General features: G+C 37.5%; 19 protein-coding genes. 11 read left to right on the forward strand and 8 right to left on the reverse strand.

Features of this window, described 5'->3' with window-relative positions; translation table 11 throughout:
- Nucleotides 1–41 precede the first annotated feature (41 nt).
- Nucleotides 42–884 carry a tetratricopeptide repeat protein gene (locus CXF71_RS19875; protein ID WP_101234655.1) on the forward strand — a complete coding sequence of 281 codons (843 nt, stop codon included), beginning with the start codon at nucleotides 42–44 and terminating at the stop codon, nucleotides 882–884.
- 299 nt (nucleotides 885–1,183) lie between these two features.
- Here CXF71_RS19875 and zapE read toward each other — a convergent pair whose 3' ends face one another.
- Nucleotides 1,184–2,299, reverse strand: coding sequence for a cell division protein ZapE (gene zapE / locus CXF71_RS19880; RefSeq protein ID WP_101234656.1), 1,116 nt, complete (start codon nucleotides 2,297–2,299; stop codon nucleotides 1,184–1,186).
- Between the two features lie 147 nt (nucleotides 2,300–2,446).
- On the opposite strand from zapE, the gene CXF71_RS19885 reads away from it, so the two are divergent.
- The 3 genes from CXF71_RS19885 to CXF71_RS19895 all read left to right on the forward strand — a co-directional run bounded on the left by CXF71_RS19885 (nucleotide 2,447) and on the right by CXF71_RS19895 (nucleotide 5,598).
- The gene (locus CXF71_RS19885; RefSeq protein WP_101234657.1) at nucleotides 2,447–2,902 is read left to right on the forward strand and encodes a YhcB family protein; all 456 of its coding nucleotides are present in this window, start codon (nucleotides 2,447–2,449) and stop codon (nucleotides 2,900–2,902) included.
- A 119-nt stretch (nucleotides 2,903–3,021) separates the two neighbouring features.
- Complete coding sequence (locus CXF71_RS19890) at nucleotides 3,022–4,401, forward strand: Do family serine endopeptidase (RefSeq protein ID WP_101234658.1); 1,380 nt, start codon at nucleotides 3,022–3,024, stop codon at nucleotides 4,399–4,401.
- A gap of 126 nt (nucleotides 4,402–4,527) precedes the next feature.
- Nucleotides 4,528–5,598, forward strand: a complete 1,071-nt coding sequence (locus tag CXF71_RS19895) for a trypsin-like peptidase domain-containing protein (RefSeq protein ID WP_101234659.1) — start codon at nucleotides 4,528–4,530, stop codon at nucleotides 5,596–5,598.
- A 172-nt stretch (nucleotides 5,599–5,770) separates the two neighbouring features.
- Here CXF71_RS19895 and CXF71_RS19900 read toward each other — a convergent pair whose 3' ends face one another.
- The 3 genes from CXF71_RS19900 to ccoG form a co-directional block, all read right to left on the reverse strand.
- Entirely contained in the window at nucleotides 5,771–6,415 is a 645-nt protein-coding gene (locus CXF71_RS19900; RefSeq protein WP_101234660.1) for a DsbA family protein, read from the reverse strand.
- A gap of 83 nt (nucleotides 6,416–6,498) precedes the next feature.
- Nucleotides 6,499–7,485 carry a serine/threonine protein kinase gene (locus CXF71_RS19905; protein WP_101234661.1) on the reverse strand — a complete coding sequence of 329 codons (987 nt, stop codon included), beginning with the start codon at nucleotides 7,483–7,485 and terminating at the stop codon, nucleotides 6,499–6,501.
- Nucleotides 7,485–8,948: a cytochrome c oxidase accessory protein CcoG gene (gene ccoG / locus CXF71_RS19910; protein ID WP_101234662.1), complete on the reverse strand. Its 1,464-nt coding sequence runs from the start codon at nucleotides 8,946–8,948 to the stop codon at nucleotides 7,485–7,487. Before ccoG ends, CXF71_RS19905 begins: the two co-directional genes overlap by 1 nt.
- Before the next feature lie 161 nt (nucleotides 8,949–9,109).
- On the opposite strand from ccoG, the gene CXF71_RS19915 reads away from it, so the two are divergent.
- Nucleotides 9,110–9,466, forward strand: a complete 357-nt coding sequence (locus CXF71_RS19915; protein ID WP_101234663.1) for a hypothetical protein — start codon at nucleotides 9,110–9,112, stop codon at nucleotides 9,464–9,466.
- Nucleotides 9,467–9,525: 59 nt separating this feature from the next.
- Here the strand turns inward: CXF71_RS19915 and CXF71_RS19920 are convergent, their stop codons facing one another.
- Both CXF71_RS19920 and hutG read right to left on the reverse strand, forming a co-directional pair.
- Entirely contained in the window at nucleotides 9,526–10,920 is a 1,395-nt protein-coding gene (locus CXF71_RS19920; RefSeq protein WP_101234664.1) for a formimidoylglutamate deiminase, read from the reverse strand.
- A gap of 62 nt (nucleotides 10,921–10,982) precedes the next feature.
- Nucleotides 10,983–11,771 (reverse strand): N-formylglutamate deformylase, encoded by a 789-nt coding sequence (gene hutG, locus CXF71_RS19925; protein WP_101234665.1) that lies wholly within the window; start codon nucleotides 11,769–11,771, stop codon nucleotides 10,983–10,985.
- Between the two features lie 501 nt (nucleotides 11,772–12,272).
- Between hutG and CXF71_RS19930 the strand changes: the two genes are divergently transcribed.
- From CXF71_RS19930 to CXF71_RS19955, 6 genes are all read left to right on the forward strand, one after another.
- The gene (locus CXF71_RS19930) at nucleotides 12,273–13,001 is read left to right on the forward strand and encodes a glutathione peroxidase (RefSeq protein WP_101234666.1); all 729 of its coding nucleotides are present in this window, start codon (nucleotides 12,273–12,275) and stop codon (nucleotides 12,999–13,001) included.
- Between the two features lie 146 nt (nucleotides 13,002–13,147).
- A complete protein-coding gene (locus tag CXF71_RS19935) occupies nucleotides 13,148–13,399 on the forward strand; it encodes a VF530 family DNA-binding protein (protein ID WP_101234667.1) in 252 nt (83 codons plus the stop codon).
- Nucleotides 13,400–13,545: 146 nt separating this feature from the next.
- Nucleotides 13,546–14,406 carry a formyltetrahydrofolate deformylase gene (purU, locus tag CXF71_RS19940; RefSeq protein WP_101234668.1) on the forward strand — a complete coding sequence of 287 codons (861 nt, stop codon included), beginning with the start codon at nucleotides 13,546–13,548 and terminating at the stop codon, nucleotides 14,404–14,406.
- A 188-nt stretch (nucleotides 14,407–14,594) separates the two neighbouring features.
- Nucleotides 14,595–15,125: a VOC family protein gene (locus CXF71_RS19945; RefSeq protein WP_101234669.1), complete on the forward strand. Its 531-nt coding sequence runs from the start codon at nucleotides 14,595–14,597 to the stop codon at nucleotides 15,123–15,125.
- A gap of 369 nt (nucleotides 15,126–15,494) precedes the next feature.
- Entirely contained in the window at nucleotides 15,495–16,466 is a 972-nt protein-coding gene (locus CXF71_RS19950) for a LysR family transcriptional regulator (RefSeq protein WP_101234670.1), read from the forward strand.
- 16 nt (nucleotides 16,467–16,482) lie between these two features.
- Nucleotides 16,483–16,902 (forward strand): secondary thiamine-phosphate synthase enzyme YjbQ, encoded by a 420-nt coding sequence (locus CXF71_RS19955; protein ID WP_101234671.1) that lies wholly within the window; start codon nucleotides 16,483–16,485, stop codon nucleotides 16,900–16,902.
- A 393-nt stretch (nucleotides 16,903–17,295) separates the two neighbouring features.
- On the opposite strand, the gene dnaB is transcribed toward CXF71_RS19955, so the two are convergent.
- Together dnaB and CXF71_RS19965 are read right to left on the reverse strand one after the other, a co-directional pair.
- Complete coding sequence (gene dnaB / locus CXF71_RS19960; protein WP_101234672.1) at nucleotides 17,296–18,714, reverse strand: replicative DNA helicase; 1,419 nt, start codon at nucleotides 18,712–18,714, stop codon at nucleotides 17,296–17,298.
- 522 nt (nucleotides 18,715–19,236) lie between these two features.
- The gene (locus CXF71_RS19965; RefSeq protein ID WP_101234673.1) at nucleotides 19,237–20,202 is read right to left on the reverse strand and encodes a DUF4097 family beta strand repeat-containing protein; all 966 of its coding nucleotides are present in this window, start codon (nucleotides 20,200–20,202) and stop codon (nucleotides 19,237–19,239) included.
- Nucleotides 20,203–20,213 lie beyond the last annotated feature (11 nt).

Below are 20,213 nucleotides of genomic sequence, written 5' to 3' on the forward strand. Positions count from 1 at the left end.
TTATAACTATCAACATATTACCAACATTTGAGAATACAAAAATGATTGCCATTACCCTAGATAATTTTCAGCACATGGTTGTTGAAGGTTCAAAAAATAAATTAGTACTCGTTAGCTTTTGGGCAGAGCAAGTGCCTGAGAGTGTAGAGTTAAGAGATAAACTAGCCGTTAAGCTGTCAAAATTAAGTGACCATATCACGTTGGCAACAGTTGATTGTCAAAGCCAAGGTCAGATTGCTCAACAATTTGGTATTCAGGGTGTACCAACTGTTATATTGCTAAAAGATGCCCAGCCTCTTGATGGCCTTTCTGGACCGCAAGATGATGAAAGCATCGCTGTGTTTTTAGATAAACATCTACCTAAGCCAGAAGAGGTTTTACTTGAGCAAGCTAAAGCCGCCCTTAGCAATAACCAGTTGCCTGAAGCACAAAGTGCTATCACCCAAGCCTATCAAGTTGATAATAGTCGTGCTGATATTAAGCTAGTATTAATTGATGTTTACTTAAAAACAGGAAAAACCAGTGAAGCAAAAGCATTATTGGACACGATAATGATGGTTGATCAAGATGGTGAGTATCAAGCATTAGTGGCAAAAGTAGAATTAGCTGAAAAGGCAGAAAACTCTCCTGAAATTAAAGCATTAGAAGCACAATTAAAAACAACACCTGATGATATCAATCTTAGTCAGCAACTTGCTGCTCAGTACAGCCAAGTTAATCGCCAAGAAGAGGCACTAACTATATTGTTCCGCTTGGTACAAGCTGGCGATGAGAGTACCAAGGGTAAAAGCAAAGAGCTATTTTTAGATGTCTTAAAAGCGTTACCTGATGGCGATCCTCTGGCAGCAAAATTTCGTAGGAAGCTTTACACTTTACTGTACTAAAGACTTGAAACTCTAGCTCGTTACATCACTAAATCAATAACGCAGCATGTAAACCTTTTAAACTCGCCCTCTGTGAGCTTTCACGATGTTCACTAACATCGTTAAGTTTATTGGATTTATAATGACTAAACCGAAACAAATTTGCCTTGTTATTGAACATCGAGCAGAGCTCTGAGTTGGGAGGAAATTTAATCAAATTGGTATAACTTATAATTATTGCATTATAGATTTAAAAAAGCCCGACTCATTAATGAGTCGGGCTTTTGTCTTTTTCAGTGACTTCAGTTATAAACTGTTACCTATGGCAGATGTTCACTGGCAAGGTAATCATGTGACTGCATTTCTTGTAACCGGCTTAAGCAACGTTTGAATTCAAATGCTAAGCGACCACCACTATATAAATCATCTAAGGCAAGTTCTGCTGACATAATTAATTTCACATTACGTTCATAAAATTCATCAACCAAGGCAATAAAGCGGCGCGTAGTATCGTCCGTATCAGGGCCCATTTCTTTAACATTAGCCATTAATACCGTGTGATATAGCTGACTAATCTCCATATAATCACCTTGACTACGGGCACTTTCACACAGTACCGAAAAATCAAAGTACACCACGCCATCACTCATTAAAATAGTTTCTAATGGGCGATTATGAATTTCAATAGATTGTCCGGCTTTACCTTCATCGGTAGAAAGTTGTTTAAAGTAATGTCTTAAATTTTCATCAGCTTGAGCATCAAGCGGGTAATGAAATATTTCCGCCTGTTCTAAGGTTCTTAAACGGTAATCGACACCACTATCAACATTAACGATGAGGGTATGTTCATTGATGAGTTTTATAGCCGGTAAAAAGCGCTCTCGTTGTAAGCCATTACGATAAAGTTCATCTGGAATAATATTAGACGTTGCGACTAAGGTAACATTAAGTGCAAATAACTCCTCAAATAATGTGCCTAAAATCATGGCATCGGTGATATCTGATACAAAAAATTCATCAAAACAGATAATTTGTGTTTCTTGGGCAAACTTCTTAGCAATGATTTTTAGGGGATCTGATTGACCCGTTAAGCTTTTAAGTTCTTGATGAACTCTATGCATAAAGCGATGAAAGTGAACACGCATTTTATTATTGAAAGGTAAGCTGTCAAAAAAGGTGTCAACCAAATAGGTTTTCCCTCGACCAACCCCCCCCCAAAAGTACAAACCTTTAACAGGTTGTATCTCTTGCTTTTTATAAACTTTTTTCCAACGATTAAGTACTTTTTTAAAACCCGAAACCGCTAAGGGTTTATTTTGTAAATCGTCATATAAACGTTGCAGGTGAATAACCGCATTTTCTTGTGCCGCATCAAAAAGAAAATCATCTCTGGTTAAATCTTGCTTATACTTATCTAGAGGAGAGAGCTTTATCATTGAGAACCTATGTTATTTTTAATCAATTATTAATCCGTAAAAATACATTTTTTGCCACGATATTTTTACTTAGTAAATTGTTTTGATGGTAGTATAATCTATCTCGGCATCATATTTAATTTCTAATTACAATGTAAGGTACACTCTATGAATGTAGTAATCGCTCTCGTTATTTTTATTATCGGTGGAGTCGGTGGTTTTTTCGCAACTCGTCTTCTTTCTAACACAAGCCAAGAGCAACGTAAATTAGCGGAACAAGTCAATAAAAGTGAAACCGCTTTAGATCAATATAAACTTGATGTTGCCGAGCATTTATCAAGTTCTGCTAAGCTACTTGAGCAAATGAATGACACTTGCCAAACGGCGATGAAGCAAATGAAAGAAAGCACCCTATTACTGCAAAAAGCAACAACGGCAGAAGTTGAAGGTATGCCATTTTTCTCTGCTGAAACTCAGCAACAACTTGCGCAAACTGCAACGTTACGTCATCCAAAACGTAGTAATGAAGCAGCTGAAGCTATGACTGAAGCACCCCTTGATTACTCAGGTAATCCAAGTGGTTTATTTGCTGATCAGAAACAAAAAGTTACAACTTCCGTGTGATTTGATACGTGATTGACTGAACTAAAGTCTTTTTGTTCAGTCTATTTGGGAGTATTTATAAAAGTTAACTGCACACCAGTTAACTTTTTTTAACTGTTAATTTCGGAGAACTCTTAAGTATGAACAAGTCATCAAAATATTCTAAATTATCTATGGTCATCAGTGCTGCATTATTATCATCTACTTTAGCACTCACTAGCGCTCCTGCTTTAGCAAACTTACCCGCTCAAGTTGATGGTCATGTAATGCCAAGCTTGGCTCCTATGCTTGAACATGTTACCCCTGCTGTAGTAAGTATTTCTGTCATAGGCACCCATAAAGTATCACAACAAAATGTACCTGATGCCTTTAAGTTTTTCTTTGGCAACAAGGGACAAAACCAAGCTCAACCTCAACAACAACCTTTTCGAGGGTTAGGCTCCGGTGTCATCATTGATAGCGATAAAGGCTATATTGTCACCAACAATCATGTCATAGAAAACGCAGACAAAATCATGATTACGTTAAAGGATGGTCGTCAGATAGAAGCAAAAAAACTGGGTAGTGATGCGAAAAGTGACATCGCTTTATTACAAATTGAAGCCAAAAATTTAAATGAAATGAAGCTAGCAGATTCTGATAATCTGCGCGTAGGTGATTTCACAGTTGCAATTGGTAGTCCATTTGGTTTAGGGCAAACTGTAACGTCTGGCATTGTTAGTGCGCTTGGTCGTAGCAACTTAAATATAGAACATTATGAAGATTTCATTCAGACTGATGCGGCAATAAATAGTGGTAACTCAGGTGGCGCCTTAGTTAATTTACGCGGTGAGTTAATAGGTATTAACACAGCGATATTAGGCCCAGGTGGTGGTAATGTCGGTATAGGCTTTGCTATCCCAAGTAATATGATGCACAACCTTGTCACACAAATTATTGAGTTTGGTCAAGTCCATCGCGGTATTCTTGGTGTATCAGGGCGTAGTGTTAACAGTGAAATTGCCACAGCAATGGAACTAAAAACCAGTCAAGGTAGTTTTATTGAACAAGTAATGCCTGACTCTGCAGCCGATGAAGCAGGTATTAAAGCGGGTGATGTTATTATTGCGATGAATGGTAAAGCGATTAAGAGCTTCTTTGAGTTACGCGCTAAAATAGGCTCAATTGGCGCGAATAAAAAAGTTAAATTGACGGTAATTAGAGATGGTGAAAATAAAGTCTTTACTGTTAAATTAAAGCAAGACCAAAGTGCAGAGATTGCCGCGGCTAGCATTCACAGTATGTTAGATGGTGCTCAATTAGAAAATGATACTAAAAAGCAGGCAATTGTCATAGAGCAAGTTGCTGAAGATTCCCCAGCTCAAATGGCAGGATTTAAACCAGGTGACATTATCACCGGCGTTAACCGTAGTCGTATCAAAGATATTGCTCAGTTGCGTGATTACCTCAAAGATAAAAGTGGTGTTTTAGCGTTAAACATTGTGCGGGATAATCAGTCACAGTACATAATGATCCGTTAATGCGATAAACATATTGCGTCAAGCTGATTATATTAACGAGACCGACTTGCATCAGTTGAACTCAATGTAATCAGCTTTTTTTATGTTACACTGAAAATATTAGTACAATATAAAATAAGATAACTTTTGAAACTATTCTCTTCAATAAAATATACAATTACAGCAATCAGTTACGGTGTACTGCTCGCCGTAGTTTTATTACTCCTCATGCCGGGGTTAGTTCCTGGCTTAAACGACACGAGTGTCGCAACCAGTCTATTTACAGGTAGTCGAACCCAACAAGCGCCATTATCTTTTGCCAAAGCCGTCAGTATTGCCAGCCCGGCCGTTGTTAACATTTACTCAGAACAAATTGAAGTGAATCCACAATACGGCCGTAAAGCCCGTAAAAGTACTCGTTTAGGCTCAGGGGTGATTATGAATACCCATGGCTATATTTTGACTAACTTACACGTTATTCGAGAAGCAGACCTTATACAGGTTCTTCTACAAAATAGTCAGATATATCCAGCAGAATTAATAGGTTTTGATCATTACACTGACTTAGCTGTGCTAAAAGTAAATGCGAGTAACCTGCCAGTAATTCCCCAAAAAGAGCAACAAACATCTCTCGTTGGAGATATCGTACTTGCGATAGGTAATCCACTAAACTTAGGCCAAACGGTAACTCAGGGTATAATTAGTGCCACTGGTCGTAACGGTTTAAGCAATACCAGTTATTTAGAATTCTTACAAATGGATGCGGCAATTAATGAAGGAAATTCAGGTGGCGCACTTATTAACAGTAATGGAATTTTAGTCGGTATTAATTCAAGAAAATTTACCCAATCAAATCCGCAATTAACGATTCAAGGGATTTTCTTTGCTGTGCCTTATCAATTGGCTTACAAGGTCATGCGTCAAATTATCGAAAATGGCAAAGTTGTACGTGGCTGGTTAGGCATTGCCACGACAAATTATCATGCAGATCTAAAGGGCTTCGTGGTTGATGAGGTCAAGAATAATAGCCCTGCACAAGCAGCTGGAATAAAAGTAGGTGATGTGGTTTATCAGATCGATAATGCACCGATAAAAAGTGTCGCCGGTGCCTTAGATATTATTGCCGAAACGCAACCTAATACCCAATTAACGTTTAAGATGTACCGACAAGGTAATGCGATAGAGACTGTAGTAAAAATTATTGAATTATCTAACTAATTTTTAAACTGAGGCCAAGCCAGCATTAGTTATGACTCGACAATAATGTATTAGTAATAAAAAGGCAGACTACAATGATACAGTCTGCCTTTTTGTATTTACTAGCATTGATTAATACAGTGGTACTATTAGCAGCCAAGTATTATGACTTAAACACTGCTAGTAATAATTATTATGAGTCTAATTCAAGTAAGTATTTCACTAAGTTTTGGTAGTCTTGCTCGAAGTTATTTTTGTCTAATTTAGTAGCATCAATTTTATACTTACCATTAACAATAACTGTTGGAACACCAGTCAACACACGTTTAGCTGTCATGTTTTCTTGGTATTTCTTTAATGATTTAGCTTTTGAGCTCACACTAAAGCTTTTCATCAATTTATCAAATGTTTCACCATCTGCGCCATTCAAAACGAAGATATTGCGGATGTCTTTTTCTGAGGTAATCACTGCACGTTGTACGTGAATGTAATTAAATAACGCACCAATTAGTTTATCTGTATCACCTAATTGATTTGCAACAACAGTCGCTTTAGTAACCATTTTCTGAGTTGTAGTGCTAACTCCAGGAAGAAAGTCAATGTGGTTACGTTCAAATGAAGCATCCTCAGGTAAACTCTTTTTAAGACCATGCATGATAGGTTCAAACTTAAAACAGTGACCACAATATACAGAGAAGTACTCTCTCACTTCTTTCTTCTTCGTTAACGAATCATTCACTTTAGTATATTGCTCACCCTCAGTGTATTGTGCAGCGAAAGCGCTTACTGATAAAACAAACAGCGTCATTAACAAAAGAGATTTTATTATTTTATTCATTATTATTTCCTAAAGTAAAATTACCTCATTACAGTAACAAATATAAGTAATTTATATTACTTATTTATTATTACTTATTAAGGCTAAAAATTATTCAAACTTAACGGTGGTTGTTGCAGTGCTGACATTTGCTCTTTCAACATCAGTATTTGCTGCTCCCAATATTTCTCAGTATTAAACCAAGGAAAATTTTGTGGGAACGCTGGATCATGCCAACGTTTACATAACCATGCCATGTAATTAACAACTCGCATAGTTCTTAATGATTCTATCAAGAGAAGCTGGTCATTTTCAAACGTAAAGAACTCTTCATACCCCATTAATAGTGTATCAAGTTGTAACAACTGCTGTTGTCTGTCGCCTGATAGCATCATCCAAAGGTCTTGAATAGCAGGTCCAGTTCGACAATCATCTAAATCAACAAAGTGAGGTCCTTCATCACGCCACAAAATATTACCTGCATGACAATCACCATGTAAGCGGATTTGCTGCATATCTTTGGCAGGTAGGTATTGCTCAGCGGCCACCTTAATGACTTGGTCCAAAATGGTAAAAAAGGGTTTTGTTAAACTTTTGGGTACATAATTTGAGGCAATGATACTTTCACGTGCTTGAAACAGTAACTCTTCACTATTAAAACTTGGTCGCTTTATAAAGTCATTTTGCGATGAAACAGCGTGAATTCGTCCAATAAAGCGTCCCATCCATTCTAACTGATTAAGGTTATCAACTTCAAAAATACGGCCACCTCGACAAGGAAACACGGCAAAGTGATAACCTTGATATTCAAATAAACTTTTTCCGTTGACTTTAAGGGGCGCAACAATGGGTAGTTCTTGCTCTTCTAACTCAAAAGAAAAGTCATGTTCCTCCAATATTTGCGCAAGTTCCCAACGCTGTGGGCGGTAAAACTTGGTTACGTATTTAACTAAGTTATCATCGTGAAATTGATAAACACGGTTCTCATAACTATTAAGTGCTAATAAGCCACTATCAACACTAAAGCCAGCACTCTCTATGCCATCAATGATTAAATCTGGTGATAAGGCACTAAAATCAAATGATGCCATTAGCGTTTATTGAAAAATCGGCTTTCTTGCTCGATTTTCGCCTCACCTTGCGGTGCAATTTGTTCAACGGTAAAGGTAATAGTACTCATATATTGTTCCAATTCATAAGGGTCAACTGAAATACTGATGGGCAGTGTATAAACAGTAGCGGCTTCAACGGTTACTTCTTGCTTGCCATGCCATTGCGTATTCTCAATACCTTTCACAGAAAGTTTATAGGTATTGTCTGTTTGTGACATGTTGAGAATTTTTAAGGTATAAACGTTCTCAATTTCGCCATTAAATTTCTCTCTTGCCAATTCTGTGCGGTCACGAATGATATCTAAAGATAATGGCACTCGATTAACAATCTCAAGCACTAACATAGTACTCATAATTACAAGTAATACTGCATAGCCAATTAGTTTAGAACGCACGAGATGGACTTTTTTACCTTGCAGTTCATGCTCAGTGGTATAACGTATCAGACCTTGTTCATAGTTCATCTTAGTCATAACACCTGAACAAGCATCAACACAGGCACCACAATTGATACACTCATATTGCAAACCATTACGAATATCTATGCCGGTAGGACACACTTCAACACATAAATTACAGTCTATACAATCTCCTAAGCCCATCGCTTTATGATCTTGTTTACGACCACGAGGACCACGGCTCTCACCACGCTTAGCATCATACGAAACCGTAAGGGTGTCTTTATCAAACATCGCTGACTGAAAACGCGCATAGGGACACATGTGCAAGCAAACTGTTTCTCGCATCCAACCAGCATTACCATAAGTCGCAAAAGTGAAGAAAGCTAAAATACCTGCCATTATCATACTCGTATCTAAGGTAAAAACATCGACAAATAAATCTTGCATTGGAGAGAAATAACCCGCAAAGGTCATCGCGGTAAATAAGGAGAATAACAACCAGGCACCGTGCTTTAAGGTTTTTCGTATCACCTTATTAGCATTCGCTTTTTGACCATCGAGTTTTCTACGTTGGTTTGCTGTGCCTTCAATTTTTTCTTCAAACCAAATAAAAATGAAGGTCCAAACCGTTTGCGGGCACATATAGCCACACCAAACTCGCCCGAGGAAAGTGGTAACAAAAAAGAGCACAAAGGCACCTAAGATAAAAAACCAAGCCAACAATGTTAAATCTTGAGGCCAGAGTGTCAGGCTCCATAATGTAAATCGCTGCTCACCTATGTCGAAAAGTACCGCTTGGTGGCCATTAAACTGGAGCCAAGGAAGCAGTAAAAAAAAAGTAAAATACACCAAGTTCATGCGCTGTCTTAGTTTTTGAAACAAACCAGCAACCTTACGTACATATATTTGGTCGCCTGGCTTATAGCGTTCTTTACCGGTATTTTTACTGCCATGGATTTTGACATTTTTTATGGGGATATGCTGTTCTACTACCGCCTTATTGGTTTTAGGCGTTGCGGGTGATTGGTCGTTTGCTCTCACGATGAATCCTTGATAAGCGAAAAATAACTACTAACAGGCTGAAGGCTAGTATCAAAAAGAGAATGATTTTATTAACAAAATGGTACAATAGCTAATAAATTATACCTTAAACTGCCTAATTAATATAAAATCCTCCCTTCTATTTTATTATATGACATCTTATGAAACATTTATTGATCTTAATCGTAGCTGCCGCACTCTATTTACATTTTTACCCTAATGAAAAAGTGACTCAGTTTTATAATGATGGTAAAGCCGTTTTACTTGATGGTTTCAGTGAATTCAGTGACACAAAAGTACGTTTAAAGGCCGATAAAATTTATCTCGACTTAGAAAGTGACCTCGAAGCTTTCTCAGAGCAAGAAGTAGAACACTTAAAAGACATCACCTCTTCAAGAGATAATGTTAAGGAGTTTTACGTAACTATCTGTAAGACCGAAAAAAGAGATGTTGTGTTTCATATAACGAATGAAAATAAAGTATGTACAACTATAAATCGCTATGTGAGCATGCTGTAACTTCAAGAATTAAAGCATGCTGTAACTTCAAGAATTAAAGCATGCTATCAATGCTAATATTAACTGGCAGATAACCTCATTAATAATTTAGCAAAGTTATCGCTAGCTTGTTCTTGGTCAACATGTTGTTGATTTATTACCTGCCAAAATCCATTAACCATTACATCCGCAATAGGATTTTGCTGACTAGCAAAAATCATACTATCGAGTAAGTGTTGGTTAGCGTTGGCAAATAACTTGGTTTTATCCTGATCTAGTACTAACAAATCAGCCTGTTTTCCAATAGCTAAAAAGCCCGTATTACTGTTAGTACTTTGCGCTCCACCTTGTGCCGCTTGCTGCCATAAGTTTTGCCCAACTGAAGTTTGCTCATCCGACGCTAAAATAGCGCGCTGTTGCTTGATAAGCCGTTGGGTATACTCAAGCCAGCGGATTTCTTCAATTGGGTTGACTGAAATATGACTATCAGAGCCAATAGCAATAGTGCCTTTTTCGCTAAGAAACTCAGTGGTTGGAAAAATCCCATCACCTAAATTTGCTTCAGTTGTAGGGCAAATACCCGCGATGGCTTGTTTTGCTATAATGCCTTTTCTTTCAGCTTCATTAATATGGGTGGCATGAATTAAACACCAATGTTGGTCAAGTTCCGCGTTATCAAGTAGCCATTGCACCGGTCTTTTACCGTAATGACTCAAGCAATCATCCACTTCTTTTTGCTGTTCACTAATATGAATATGGATGGGGGCTTGGTTATCTAAACTACGTACGTGTTCTACCGCACTTAGCAGTGATTTTTTATCAACGGCACGCAAGGAGTGTGGTGCAATACCCACATTGCTATTCGAGTATTGTTCACTTAAGGTAAAACAGTCACTAACTAACTGATTAAACTGCTCGGTTGAATTGATAAATCGTTTTTGACCATCACTCGGTTTTTGCTCACCAAAGCCACTATGCTGATAAAGTACGGGTAATAACGTTAAGCCAATACCTGATTCTTTTGCCGCATCAAAAATAGCTTGTGCCATGGTAGCTAAAGCAGATGATTTGTCTTCAGAAGTATTAGCATTATAAGTACTACCATCGATATCATGGTGTAAATAATGAAATTCGGCTACACGGGTATAACCCATTTTTAGCATTTCAATATAAAGCTGCTTGGCAATATTTTTAGCATCAACATCCGTTAGCTGAGCTAAAAATTGATACATAATTTTTCGCCACGTCCAGAAACTGTCTTGTCCTTCACTGCCTTGCTCGCTAAAACCAGCAAAAGCACGCTGAAATGCATGTGAATGGCAGTTGACCATACCCGGTATTACAGCGCCTTTAGCTATCTCTGCACCTTCAGCCATGCCCGCATCAATAGCAGTAATGACACCTTGCTCAATAGTAATGGTTTGATTGCTTGCCCAACCATCATTTAATAAAATATTTTCTGCGTATAGTTTCATATTGCTCTACTAAATTTCTCTATTAATATTGTTACTTTTTTCAGTATATTATTGCTTTAGCGTTACTTATCTTGAGTAAAATCAGCTAAGCATTGCACAAATCTCTGTAACTTTTCTTTTACTTTAGCTGCTTTTTCTTCATTGTATTGATCAGTAGGTTCATCCATATAGGTATGCTGTGATAACTCTAACTGAACAGCATGAATATTTTCTAAGGGATTACCATAACCACGTGTAATGTAACCGCCTTTAAAACGACCATTTACTACACTAGAATAAGGAGAGAGATCAAGTTGAGCAATTTTATTAATCAGTTCAGCACTACAGCTTACACCATTAGCACTACCAAAATTAAAATCGGGTAACTGCCCTTCAAAGAAACGTGGTACTTGTGACAATATTGAGTGGGCATCAAGTAAGACAACTTTACCGTATTGTGCTTTCATATCGCTTAGCGTAGTTTTTAATGCTTGATGATAAGGTTGCCAGTAACCGTCAATTCTTCGCTGAACTTCAGCTTCATCAGGTTCTTGCCCAATAAGATATAATGGTGACAAATCAAATGCAGTGGTAGGACAAAGCTCTGTGCTGTTCGCCCCTGGGTATAAATTTATGCCATCAATGTTTCGATTTAAATCGATAACATAGCGACTATATTTAGGCTTAATAATAGAAATACCAAGATCTTGAGCAAAATCATAGAGCTTATCCATATACCAATCAGTATCAGGGACCTGAAGACCTATGGCTGTCATGCTACTCGCAATACTGTCGGGGATTAATTGCCCGTTATGGGGCATGCTAATTAGCATACCAATATTACCCGTGACCAAGTCATAACTTGTATTCATATTACCCCCTAAAATTGGCTAACGACTAAATTGTATATACAACTTTTCACAGCTAATTTATCACGCGTTAGTTACTGTGAGCAAGGATAGATGGAATTCTTTTAGCTTGCTCAGTTTTAAGTTATTTATAAAATCCCTGTAACGTCTTGATTCTAGTTAGCTCAATAGGTTTTACCTATCACTATGATAGGTTTAATACATTTTACTTAAACAATTTAAGCTATCATAATAGCTTCATCTTAACGAGTTAAGCTATGTAACCTGAACTTTGGATAAGCGAATTTGCCCAATAACGCTATTTAAGCGCCTATCAGCGTTATTTTTACTCCCAATAACCAGTTATTGGTTTGTAAAAATATCTTAATAGACACTTAAATTTCGTCACTGGAACTTTAAGTTAATTTGTTCACCTAACTTCAATAAGTTACAAAACTCTTATCCAAACCTCAGGTTAAGTAGCTACTCACAGAATAAATACAATCAACCACAAAGGATTTCATTATGTTTAACGATATTACCGGTCAAAAAGTCCCTGCAGTCACTTTTCCAATCATAGCTGATGACACATGGACTTCACGTAATTATGACGATATATTTGCGAATAAAACAGTGGTAGTTTTTTCATTGCCCGGTGCGTTTACCCCAACCTGTTCATCTTCTCATTTACCGCGTTATAACGAATTAGCTCCTAAGTTTTTTGCTAATGGTGTTGATGAGATTGTTTGCGTTTCTGTAAACGATACCTTTGTTATGAATGCTTGGGCAAAAGACCAAGATGCCGACAAAATTAGCTTTATTCCAGATGGTAACGGTGAGTTTACCCAAGGTATGGGTTTGTTGGTTGATAAAGCTGAGATAGGTTTTGGCAAGCGTAGCTGGCGTTATGCCATGTTAGTGAAAAATGGCATTATTGAAAAAATGTTCATCGAGCCTGATTTACCTGGCGACCCATTTGAAGTATCTGATGCTGATACCATGCTTAACTTTATTAATCCTGCAGCGGTTCAAAGCACTGAAGTAGCAATTTTCACCAAGCATGGCTGTTCTCATTGTGCTAAAGCTAAAGCGTTATTAACTGAGCAAGGTTTACAGTATGAAGAGTTAGTATTAGGTGAAGATACAACGATTACGGCAATGCGTGCTATTTCAAAGGCAGATACTACACCACAAGTTTTTATTGATGGTAAGTATATTGGTGGTAATGATGAGTTAACACAGTACTTTAGCTAGTCAATTTTTAGTCTATTAAAGCGCTAAATAACTAAGCTATACACCAATAAAACACAATAATGATATACTGTCATTATTGTGTTTTTTGTTTACATGCGACTACAAGTACACTGAACTAGTCGTGATGTTACTTATTGGAATTAATAATGGATAACCAGCCTTACAATCCTCTTCATGGTCTCACGCTAAAGACCATAGTCACTGAACTAGAAGCCTACTTTGGCTTTGAAACGTTAGGTAAAACAATCAAAATCAAATGCTTTACTGACGATCCAAGTATTCAATCAACCTTAAAGTTTTTACGTAAAACGCCATGGGCTAGAGAGAAAGTTGAGCTACTTTACATTAAGAATAAAATTAAAATTCAGAATTCATTTGAATCAGATGATTCGAACTAGTTAGACAGATTCATTCGCTTTGCTGGTTATTAATTCTATAAGATATAGCCAGACAAGCTATTAAAGCACTGGCATTGCACCGAAAAATATCTAATGATGGCTGTAATCCAAATGACTAAATAAGTAAAGAGGTAAATAAGATCCTTATGTCTTCAGCCACACATTATATTTTAACTTGGCAATGCCCTGACAATAGTGGCGTTTTAGCCAATGTATCGCAAAGCCTGTTTTTACACGGTGCTTTTATTACCGAAACCTCCCAGTATAGTGACCCTTATAGTGAAACATTTTTTTCACGTATTGCGTTTGATGATCGTAACCTAACCGTTTCAAGTAGTGAGTTTGTTGAGGCATTAGATGAATTAGCAAAACCGCTCGCCATGACGTATCAATTACGTAAACGTGAGGATGTACCCAATATCCTTATTGCGGTGTCAAAAGATGATCATTGTTTAGTCTCATTACTGACTAAATGGCGCTCTGGTGTTTTACCTATCAATATTGTGGGTGTTATCTCTAATCATCAAGATTGTCAGGCGTTAAGTGAATGGCATAAAGTGCCCTTTTATCACTTACCGGTAAGTGCAGAAACTAAGCTAGAGCAAGAAGCTCAAATTATTACTTTGATGACAGAGCTTAAGGTCGATTTATTAGTATTAGCACGTTACATGCAAATACTCTCGGATGGTTTATGCCAACAATTACAAGGTAAAGCCATTAATATCCACCACTCCTTTTTACCTAGCTTTAAAGGTGCTCGCCCTTATCACCAAGCGCATGCGCGTGGCGTTAAAGTTATTGGAGCAACGGCCCATTATGTAACGGCTAATCTCGATGAGGGTCCTATAATCGCGCAAGAAGTAAAGCCCATTAATCACACTTTTACCATAGAGCAAATGGTGCATATGGGCCATGATCTAGAAGCAACAGCATTGAGTCATGCGGTAAGAATTCATGCGGAACAGCGCGTTTGTATCAATGGCGATAAAACAGTAATACTGGCCTAATTTGCCCTTCGTATTACCTTAGTTGTGCTTAGTAAAAGCATGCTTATCGGTTAAGGCTGTAAGTAATTTTTTACAGCCGTCAACTCCCCCTGACGCATAGTGTTTTACTAAATAGGGCTAAAATTAGCCTAATAGGTCGCTTTATGATTAAAATCACCTCATAAGCTATTTTAATAGAAGTCCTGATCATGATTAATATAGAAAAAATTCATCACGTTGCCTATCGTTGTAAAGACGCAAAAGAAACAACGACTTGGTACAAAGACAAGCTAAACATGGATTTAGTGTTAGCTATCGCTGAAAATGAAGTGCCTTCAACCAAAGCACCTGATCCTTATATGCATATTTTCCTCGATGCAGGAAATGAAAATGTATTAGCATTTTTTGAATTACCTAACTCACCCGTTATGGACAGAGATCAAAATACGCCAGCTTGGGTGCAACATATTGCCTTAAGAGTTGCTAGTTATGATGCCTTAGTAACCGCTAAAGAAGAACTTGAAAGTAAAGGCGTTGAAATTTTAGGTCCCGTTAATCACGGCGTATTTAAATCTATATATTTCTTTGATCCTAATGGTCACCGTTTAGAGCTTGCAGCCGATATAGGTACTAGTGAACAATATAAAGAACTTAACAGAGTCGCTCACGACATGATTGAAGAGTGGTCCGTGACTAAACGTGCACCACGTCATGCCGCTTGGTTACACGAACTAGACTAATTAACTCTCGCTAATTTTTACTAGCGTTAAATAAAAAGCACCTTAGCTAATTACTAAGGTGCTTTTTTTTTCGTTGTATTTAGTCAATTTGTGATAATTCACCACACCAGTACTTTTCTAAGGAGAATTTGAGTTCGCGCTTTTCGCCTATTCATGGGAAACCTAAGTTATGAATTTGCATGTCTGCTCCAATATGTTATTTGATCTGTTAATAAAAAGGTATTAACTCTGTTAACTGGCTAGCTATCCCGATATCCATTTTTATGAAAAAAACAAATGGACGTCTAGACGTTTAAATGGTTATACTCTAGAAAAACAGCTTTAAAGACAAGCGTAAATAATTCAACAGGGAGTTGAAATAAATTCACCATGTTCGAAATTAAACATTTAAAAACACTAACAACCCTTGCCAATACAGGGAATATCCGTAAAGCTGCTGAAGAGTTATTTAGTAGTCAATCAGCGTTGTCACATCAAATAAAAGATCTAGAGTTACGTTTAAATGCGCCATTATTTATTCGTAATACTTCACCTGTTGAATTTACTGACGCAGGAAAAGTACTACTTAGTTTGGGCGAAGAAATATTACCTAAAATTATGAAGGTAAATAACACCTTAAAATCACCAATATTAACGGAAACTTCCTTAAAAATAGCTATTGCCTGTCATGCCTGCTTTCAATGGTTATTACCCGTAACAAATCACTTTTCAAAGCAAAAAAATAAGATTGAACTTGAATTTATTGATAAGTCATTTGACATACATAAGCACAAACGGCCAAGTGAAGAGGAAATTGATATTCTTTTTACTGACGAGCAATTAGCAGAAGAAAACGTGATTTATCAAGAGATAGGTCAGTTTGAGGTAGTCGCTGTGCTTTCGAATCAAAAAGCGGCTAATCAAGAAACATCTAACCATCAGCTATCACAAATAAAGCAATATATTCCTGATGGGACGAATACAGCGCTTTCTTATTTACTACCCGAGCACTTTAACAAATTTACCCTGCTAACTTACCCTTTACCGCCCGAACAATTAGATATCTTTAAATTATTTTTAACGCCAGCTAAATGTAAACCCAGTAAAATAAAACAAGTGACTAATAGCCATGTCATGTTACAAATGGTCTCAGCAAACATGGGCGTGGCAACTTTGCCAGATTGGCTAGTAACAAGCGTTACCCAGCAGTCACTATTTCATTGTATGCGCTTAGGAGAAACTGGCATTCATAAAAAGCTTTATGCCCGTTATGATAAAAATAGTAAGCAGCTAGCCATGATAGAAAAGTTACTACCTGAAGCTATCAAAGAATTTGCGAACTTATACACGAATAACAAATAAATCATTGGGATAAACCATGTGGTATCAAACTGAATTAATATTGAAGGCGAGAAAGCGTGGTTTTCATTTAATCACTGAGGAAATACTTCACCAGCTACCAGAACTGCACAAAGTGAACTGTGGAATTATTCACCTTTTTATAAAACATAGCTCAGCTTCCATTACTCTTAATGAAAATGCTGACCCGACAGTACGCTCAGATATGGAAGCGCACTTTAATCACTTTGTGCCTGAACAAGCACCTTATTATCAGCATACCTATGAAGGTGATGATGATATGCCAGCCCATATTAAGGCAAGTCTATTAGGAAATAGTTTGAGCTTGCCTATTACGTCAGGACAATTGAGTATTGGGATTTGGCAGGGAATATATTTAGGTGAACATAGAAACCATGCAGGAAGCCGCACGATTGTGATTACCATCAATGGTGAATAAAGAACTAAGAGATAGCGAACTGGATCCTCGATGAAAACACCACGAGGATGACGACTTAAAGGTTAGCCTCTAATCCTAACTAACTAACTAACTAACTAACTAACTAACTAACTAACTAACTAACTAACTAACTAACTAACTAACTAACTAACTAACTAACTAACTAACTAACTAACTAACTAACTAACGTTAATAGCATTCAACTTTAAGTTATATAGTTCAAGTTAAAGGAAGAAGCACGGAGTTGACGTTAGTCAAGACTCCGTACATCCTGTACTCCACCTTTCAGGTCATGCTTTGCATGTGCAAATTATTTCCCGAAGAATTTGTGAGTACTTTTGACGCCTAAATTGGACCATACAACGACAAGATGAATACTATTTAGCTATTAGTTTAGTCTTCTTCTAGAACATGTGGCCCGGCGTAATTGTCAAAACGAGAGTACTTACCTTGGAATGTAAGCGGAACACGACCAATAGGTCCGTTACGTTGCTTACCAATGATAATTTCTGCCATACCTTTAAATTCACTATCATCGTTATAAACTTCATCACGATAAATAAACATGATTAAATCAGCATCCTGCTCTATTGAACCTGATTCACGTAAATCTGAGTTAATAGGTCGTTTATCGGAACGTTGCTCCAAGCCACGGTTTAACTGAGATAGTGCCACAACAGGCACTTTCAACTCTTTCGCTAAGGCTTTGAGTGAACGAGAAATTTCAGCAACCTCTAGCGTACGGTTATCAGAGAATTGTGGTGCACGCATTAATTGTAAATAATCAATCATGATCAGACTGATACCGCCATGATCACGATGTATTCTTCGTGCTCTTGAACGAACTTCTGTTGGCGTTAGACCTGCAGCATCATCAATGAACATTTTGCCTTTTTCCATGAGCAAGCCCATGGTTGAAGAAAGGCGTGCCCAATCTTCATCTTCTAACTGACCAGTACGAATTTTGGTTTGATCAATTCGCCCTAAAGAAGCCAACATACGCATCATGATTTGATCTGCAGGCATCTCTAGGCTAAAAATAAGTGCTGGATGTTCTTGTGTCATCGCAGCATGCTCAGCCAAGTTCATCGCAAAAGTTGTTTTCCCCATTGATGGACGAGCAGCAACAATGATTAAATCAGATTTTTGCAAACCAGCCGTCATTTTATCTAAATCAGCATAACCACTTGGTACACCCGTAACACCACCCGATGGTGATGAACAAAGCTTTTCAATACGATCAACCGTTTTTTCCAAAACACTATTTAGACTTTCTGGACCTTCTGATTTATTGGCACGTTTTTCTGCAATAGCAAAGACTTTGGTTTCAGCAAAATCGAGTAATTCGGCACTGGTGCGCCCTTGGGTATCATAACCTGCTTCAGCTATTTCATTAGCAACACTGATCATTTCACGGGTTACTGCACGCTCACGAACAATGTCGGCATAAGCCGTGATGTTAGCGGCACTTGGCGTATTCTTCATCATCTCAGCGAGATAAACAAAACCGCCAGCATCATCAAGCTTTTGATCGTTTTCTAAGGCTTCTGACAAGGTAATTAAATCAACGGGTTCACCCAGTTCAATTAATGCGCCAATGGTTTCAAAAATAAGGCGATGTGAACGACTATAAAAATCAGCAGCGACTGCTCTTTCAGCAACACGATCCCAGGTTTCATTATCAAGTAGTAGTCCACCAAGAACCGATTGTTCCGCTTCTAACGAGTGAGGAGGTACTTTCAATTCATCGATTTGTTTATCTCGAATAAATTGTTGTTCTTTTGCAAATTTACGTGGCTTTTTGTCGGCCATTACCTTAACCCTACTCTGCTACATCACCATACTCGCGCTTGTCTTAATTTTTGTTTTGACTATTGCTATAAGCAAGGTAAAACAACGCTCGCGAGTATCTAAAAAAGGATTGCTAATGTAGCAGAATTTGCCCGATGGGAATATAAAAGTTTATCCAAAAAAGAGCATAATGAGTAAATATACCCGTTACCATTCAAAGTGCAGGATTTCAGTGGGAATTAAAATCACTTTAGGCAAGTAAAATAATTTAAGCATAGTCATTCTATGGTTTGATTATTTAACGCGGTATAAAGTGATTTTAAACCCATCAAAGAAGCGCTTGAGCAACATCACTTCATCGTTGCTGTGATTTATAAGGGAGTAACCATTATTTCATCACAGCGCCTTGAATTGAAATTGCTCAAGCACTCTGAAACATGCATCTTGATTGGTGACGGGTATATACCCTTTCTAAAACTAACGCCTTGCTTTGAAATTACTCAAGCGCTCTGAAACGAGCACCTTCAAGTGGCCTGGTACGTATTACTTACTACTCACCTTAACGTTACCACTAACCGTTGACACTCTTACTAAAGCACTACCATTAACCGTTTGAAAATTTAACTTTGCACCAGGACCATATTCATCATGCTCAGTTTTATCCTGAGTAATATTATTGTCTATGTCGCCGCCAACACTTGATTTAAGGCTAAAGTCAGCATTAACATCTTTTTGAAAAGTAAAAGCTAAGTCGCCACTCACCGTTGAGGCTTTAAGTAATGCTTTCTCATTTAAAGTTACTTTAGCTTGTAAATCACCACTGACTGTTCTGATACGTAATTCCATCACTTCGGCTAAATTAAGTTTACTTCTACCGGAAACGTTATTAAAAAAAACTTCCTTGGCTTGGCTATTGATAGTCACTTCGCCACTTACGGATCTAATCTCTAATCGCCCAGTGGAGTCAGTATCTTTTATATCGCCACTAACAGCAGATAACGATACCTTGCCTGATAATTTATCACTATTGATATTGCCACTTATACTATTGAGCTCAACATTTTGAGTTACATTTTTTGCCAAAACATCACCACTAACGGTTTTAACTTCAACGCCACCATGTAAGTTTGATAAATGAATGTCGCTAGAAATACTTGACGATTTCATCCGAATGTTTTTTGGCATAAAAACAGTTATTTTCGAACCGTCAGCGCTCCAATTATCCATTCTTGGGTATTCAACCTTAATAAGAACTTGTGCGCCTTTTTGTTCAAAGATAAGTTTTTCAGCATCATCATCTAAAGTACCGGTAACTGATATTTTATCTTTATCCCATCCCACAACATTAATCATGCCACTGTGGTTATTAATGGATACGTTAGTGACATTATCACTTGGCAAGCTCTCTGCTATTTCAGTTGCTGCAAATGTTTGCCCACTTAATATTAAGCAAGACACCGCTGTGATGATATTTGCGCATTGCTGTATTTTTCTCGTTAATTTGTTCATAAGAACCTCTT

Origin of the sequence: Colwellia sp. 12G3, assembly GCF_002836775.1 — a bacterium.
Lineage (GTDB): Bacteria > Pseudomonadota > Gammaproteobacteria > Enterobacterales > Alteromonadaceae > Colwellia.

Bases quoted from the DNA above. Each gene is read 5' to 3' on its own strand.
- CXF71_RS19905 (WP_101234661.1), bottom strand. From the start codon at position 7,485: ATGGCATCATTTGATTTTAGTGCCTTATCACCAGATTTAATCATTGAT.
- CXF71_RS19900 (WP_101234660.1), bottom strand. From the start codon at position 6,415: ATGAATAAAATAATAAAATCTCTTTTGTTAATGACGCTGTTTGTTTTA.
- purU (WP_101234668.1), top strand. From the start codon at position 13,546: ATGTCTTCAGCCACACATTATATTTTAACTTGGCAATGCCCTGACAAT.
- CXF71_RS19915 (WP_101234663.1), top strand. From the start codon at position 9,110: ATGAAACATTTATTGATCTTAATCGTAGCTGCCGCACTCTATTTACAT.
- hutG (WP_101234665.1), bottom strand. From the start codon at position 11,771: ATGAATACAAGTTATGACTTGGTCACGGGTAATATTGGTATGCTAATT.
- CXF71_RS19945 (WP_101234669.1), top strand. From the start codon at position 14,595: ATGATTAATATAGAAAAAATTCATCACGTTGCCTATCGTTGTAAAGAC.
- CXF71_RS19885 (WP_101234657.1), top strand. From the start codon at position 2,447: ATGAATGTAGTAATCGCTCTCGTTATTTTTATTATCGGTGGAGTCGGT.
- CXF71_RS19950 (WP_101234670.1), top strand. From the start codon at position 15,495: ATGTTCGAAATTAAACATTTAAAAACACTAACAACCCTTGCCAATACA.
- dnaB (WP_101234672.1), bottom strand. From the start codon at position 18,714: ATGGCCGACAAAAAGCCACGTAAATTTGCAAAAGAACAACAATTTATT.
- CXF71_RS19965 (WP_101234673.1), bottom strand. From the start codon at position 20,202: ATGAACAAATTAACGAGAAAAATACAGCAATGCGCAAATATCATCACA.
- CXF71_RS19930 (WP_101234666.1), top strand. From the start codon at position 12,273: ATGTTTAACGATATTACCGGTCAAAAAGTCCCTGCAGTCACTTTTCCA.
- CXF71_RS19955 (WP_101234671.1), top strand. From the start codon at position 16,483: ATGTGGTATCAAACTGAATTAATATTGAAGGCGAGAAAGCGTGGTTTT.
- CXF71_RS19875 (WP_101234655.1), top strand. From the start codon at position 42: ATGATTGCCATTACCCTAGATAATTTTCAGCACATGGTTGTTGAAGGT.
- CXF71_RS19920 (WP_101234664.1), bottom strand. From the start codon at position 10,920: ATGAAACTATACGCAGAAAATATTTTATTAAATGATGGTTGGGCAAGC.
- zapE (WP_101234656.1), bottom strand. From the start codon at position 2,299: ATGATAAAGCTCTCTCCTCTAGATAAGTATAAGCAAGATTTAACCAGA.
- CXF71_RS19935 (WP_101234667.1), top strand. From the start codon at position 13,148: ATGGATAACCAGCCTTACAATCCTCTTCATGGTCTCACGCTAAAGACC.
- CXF71_RS19890 (WP_101234658.1), top strand. From the start codon at position 3,022: ATGAACAAGTCATCAAAATATTCTAAATTATCTATGGTCATCAGTGCT.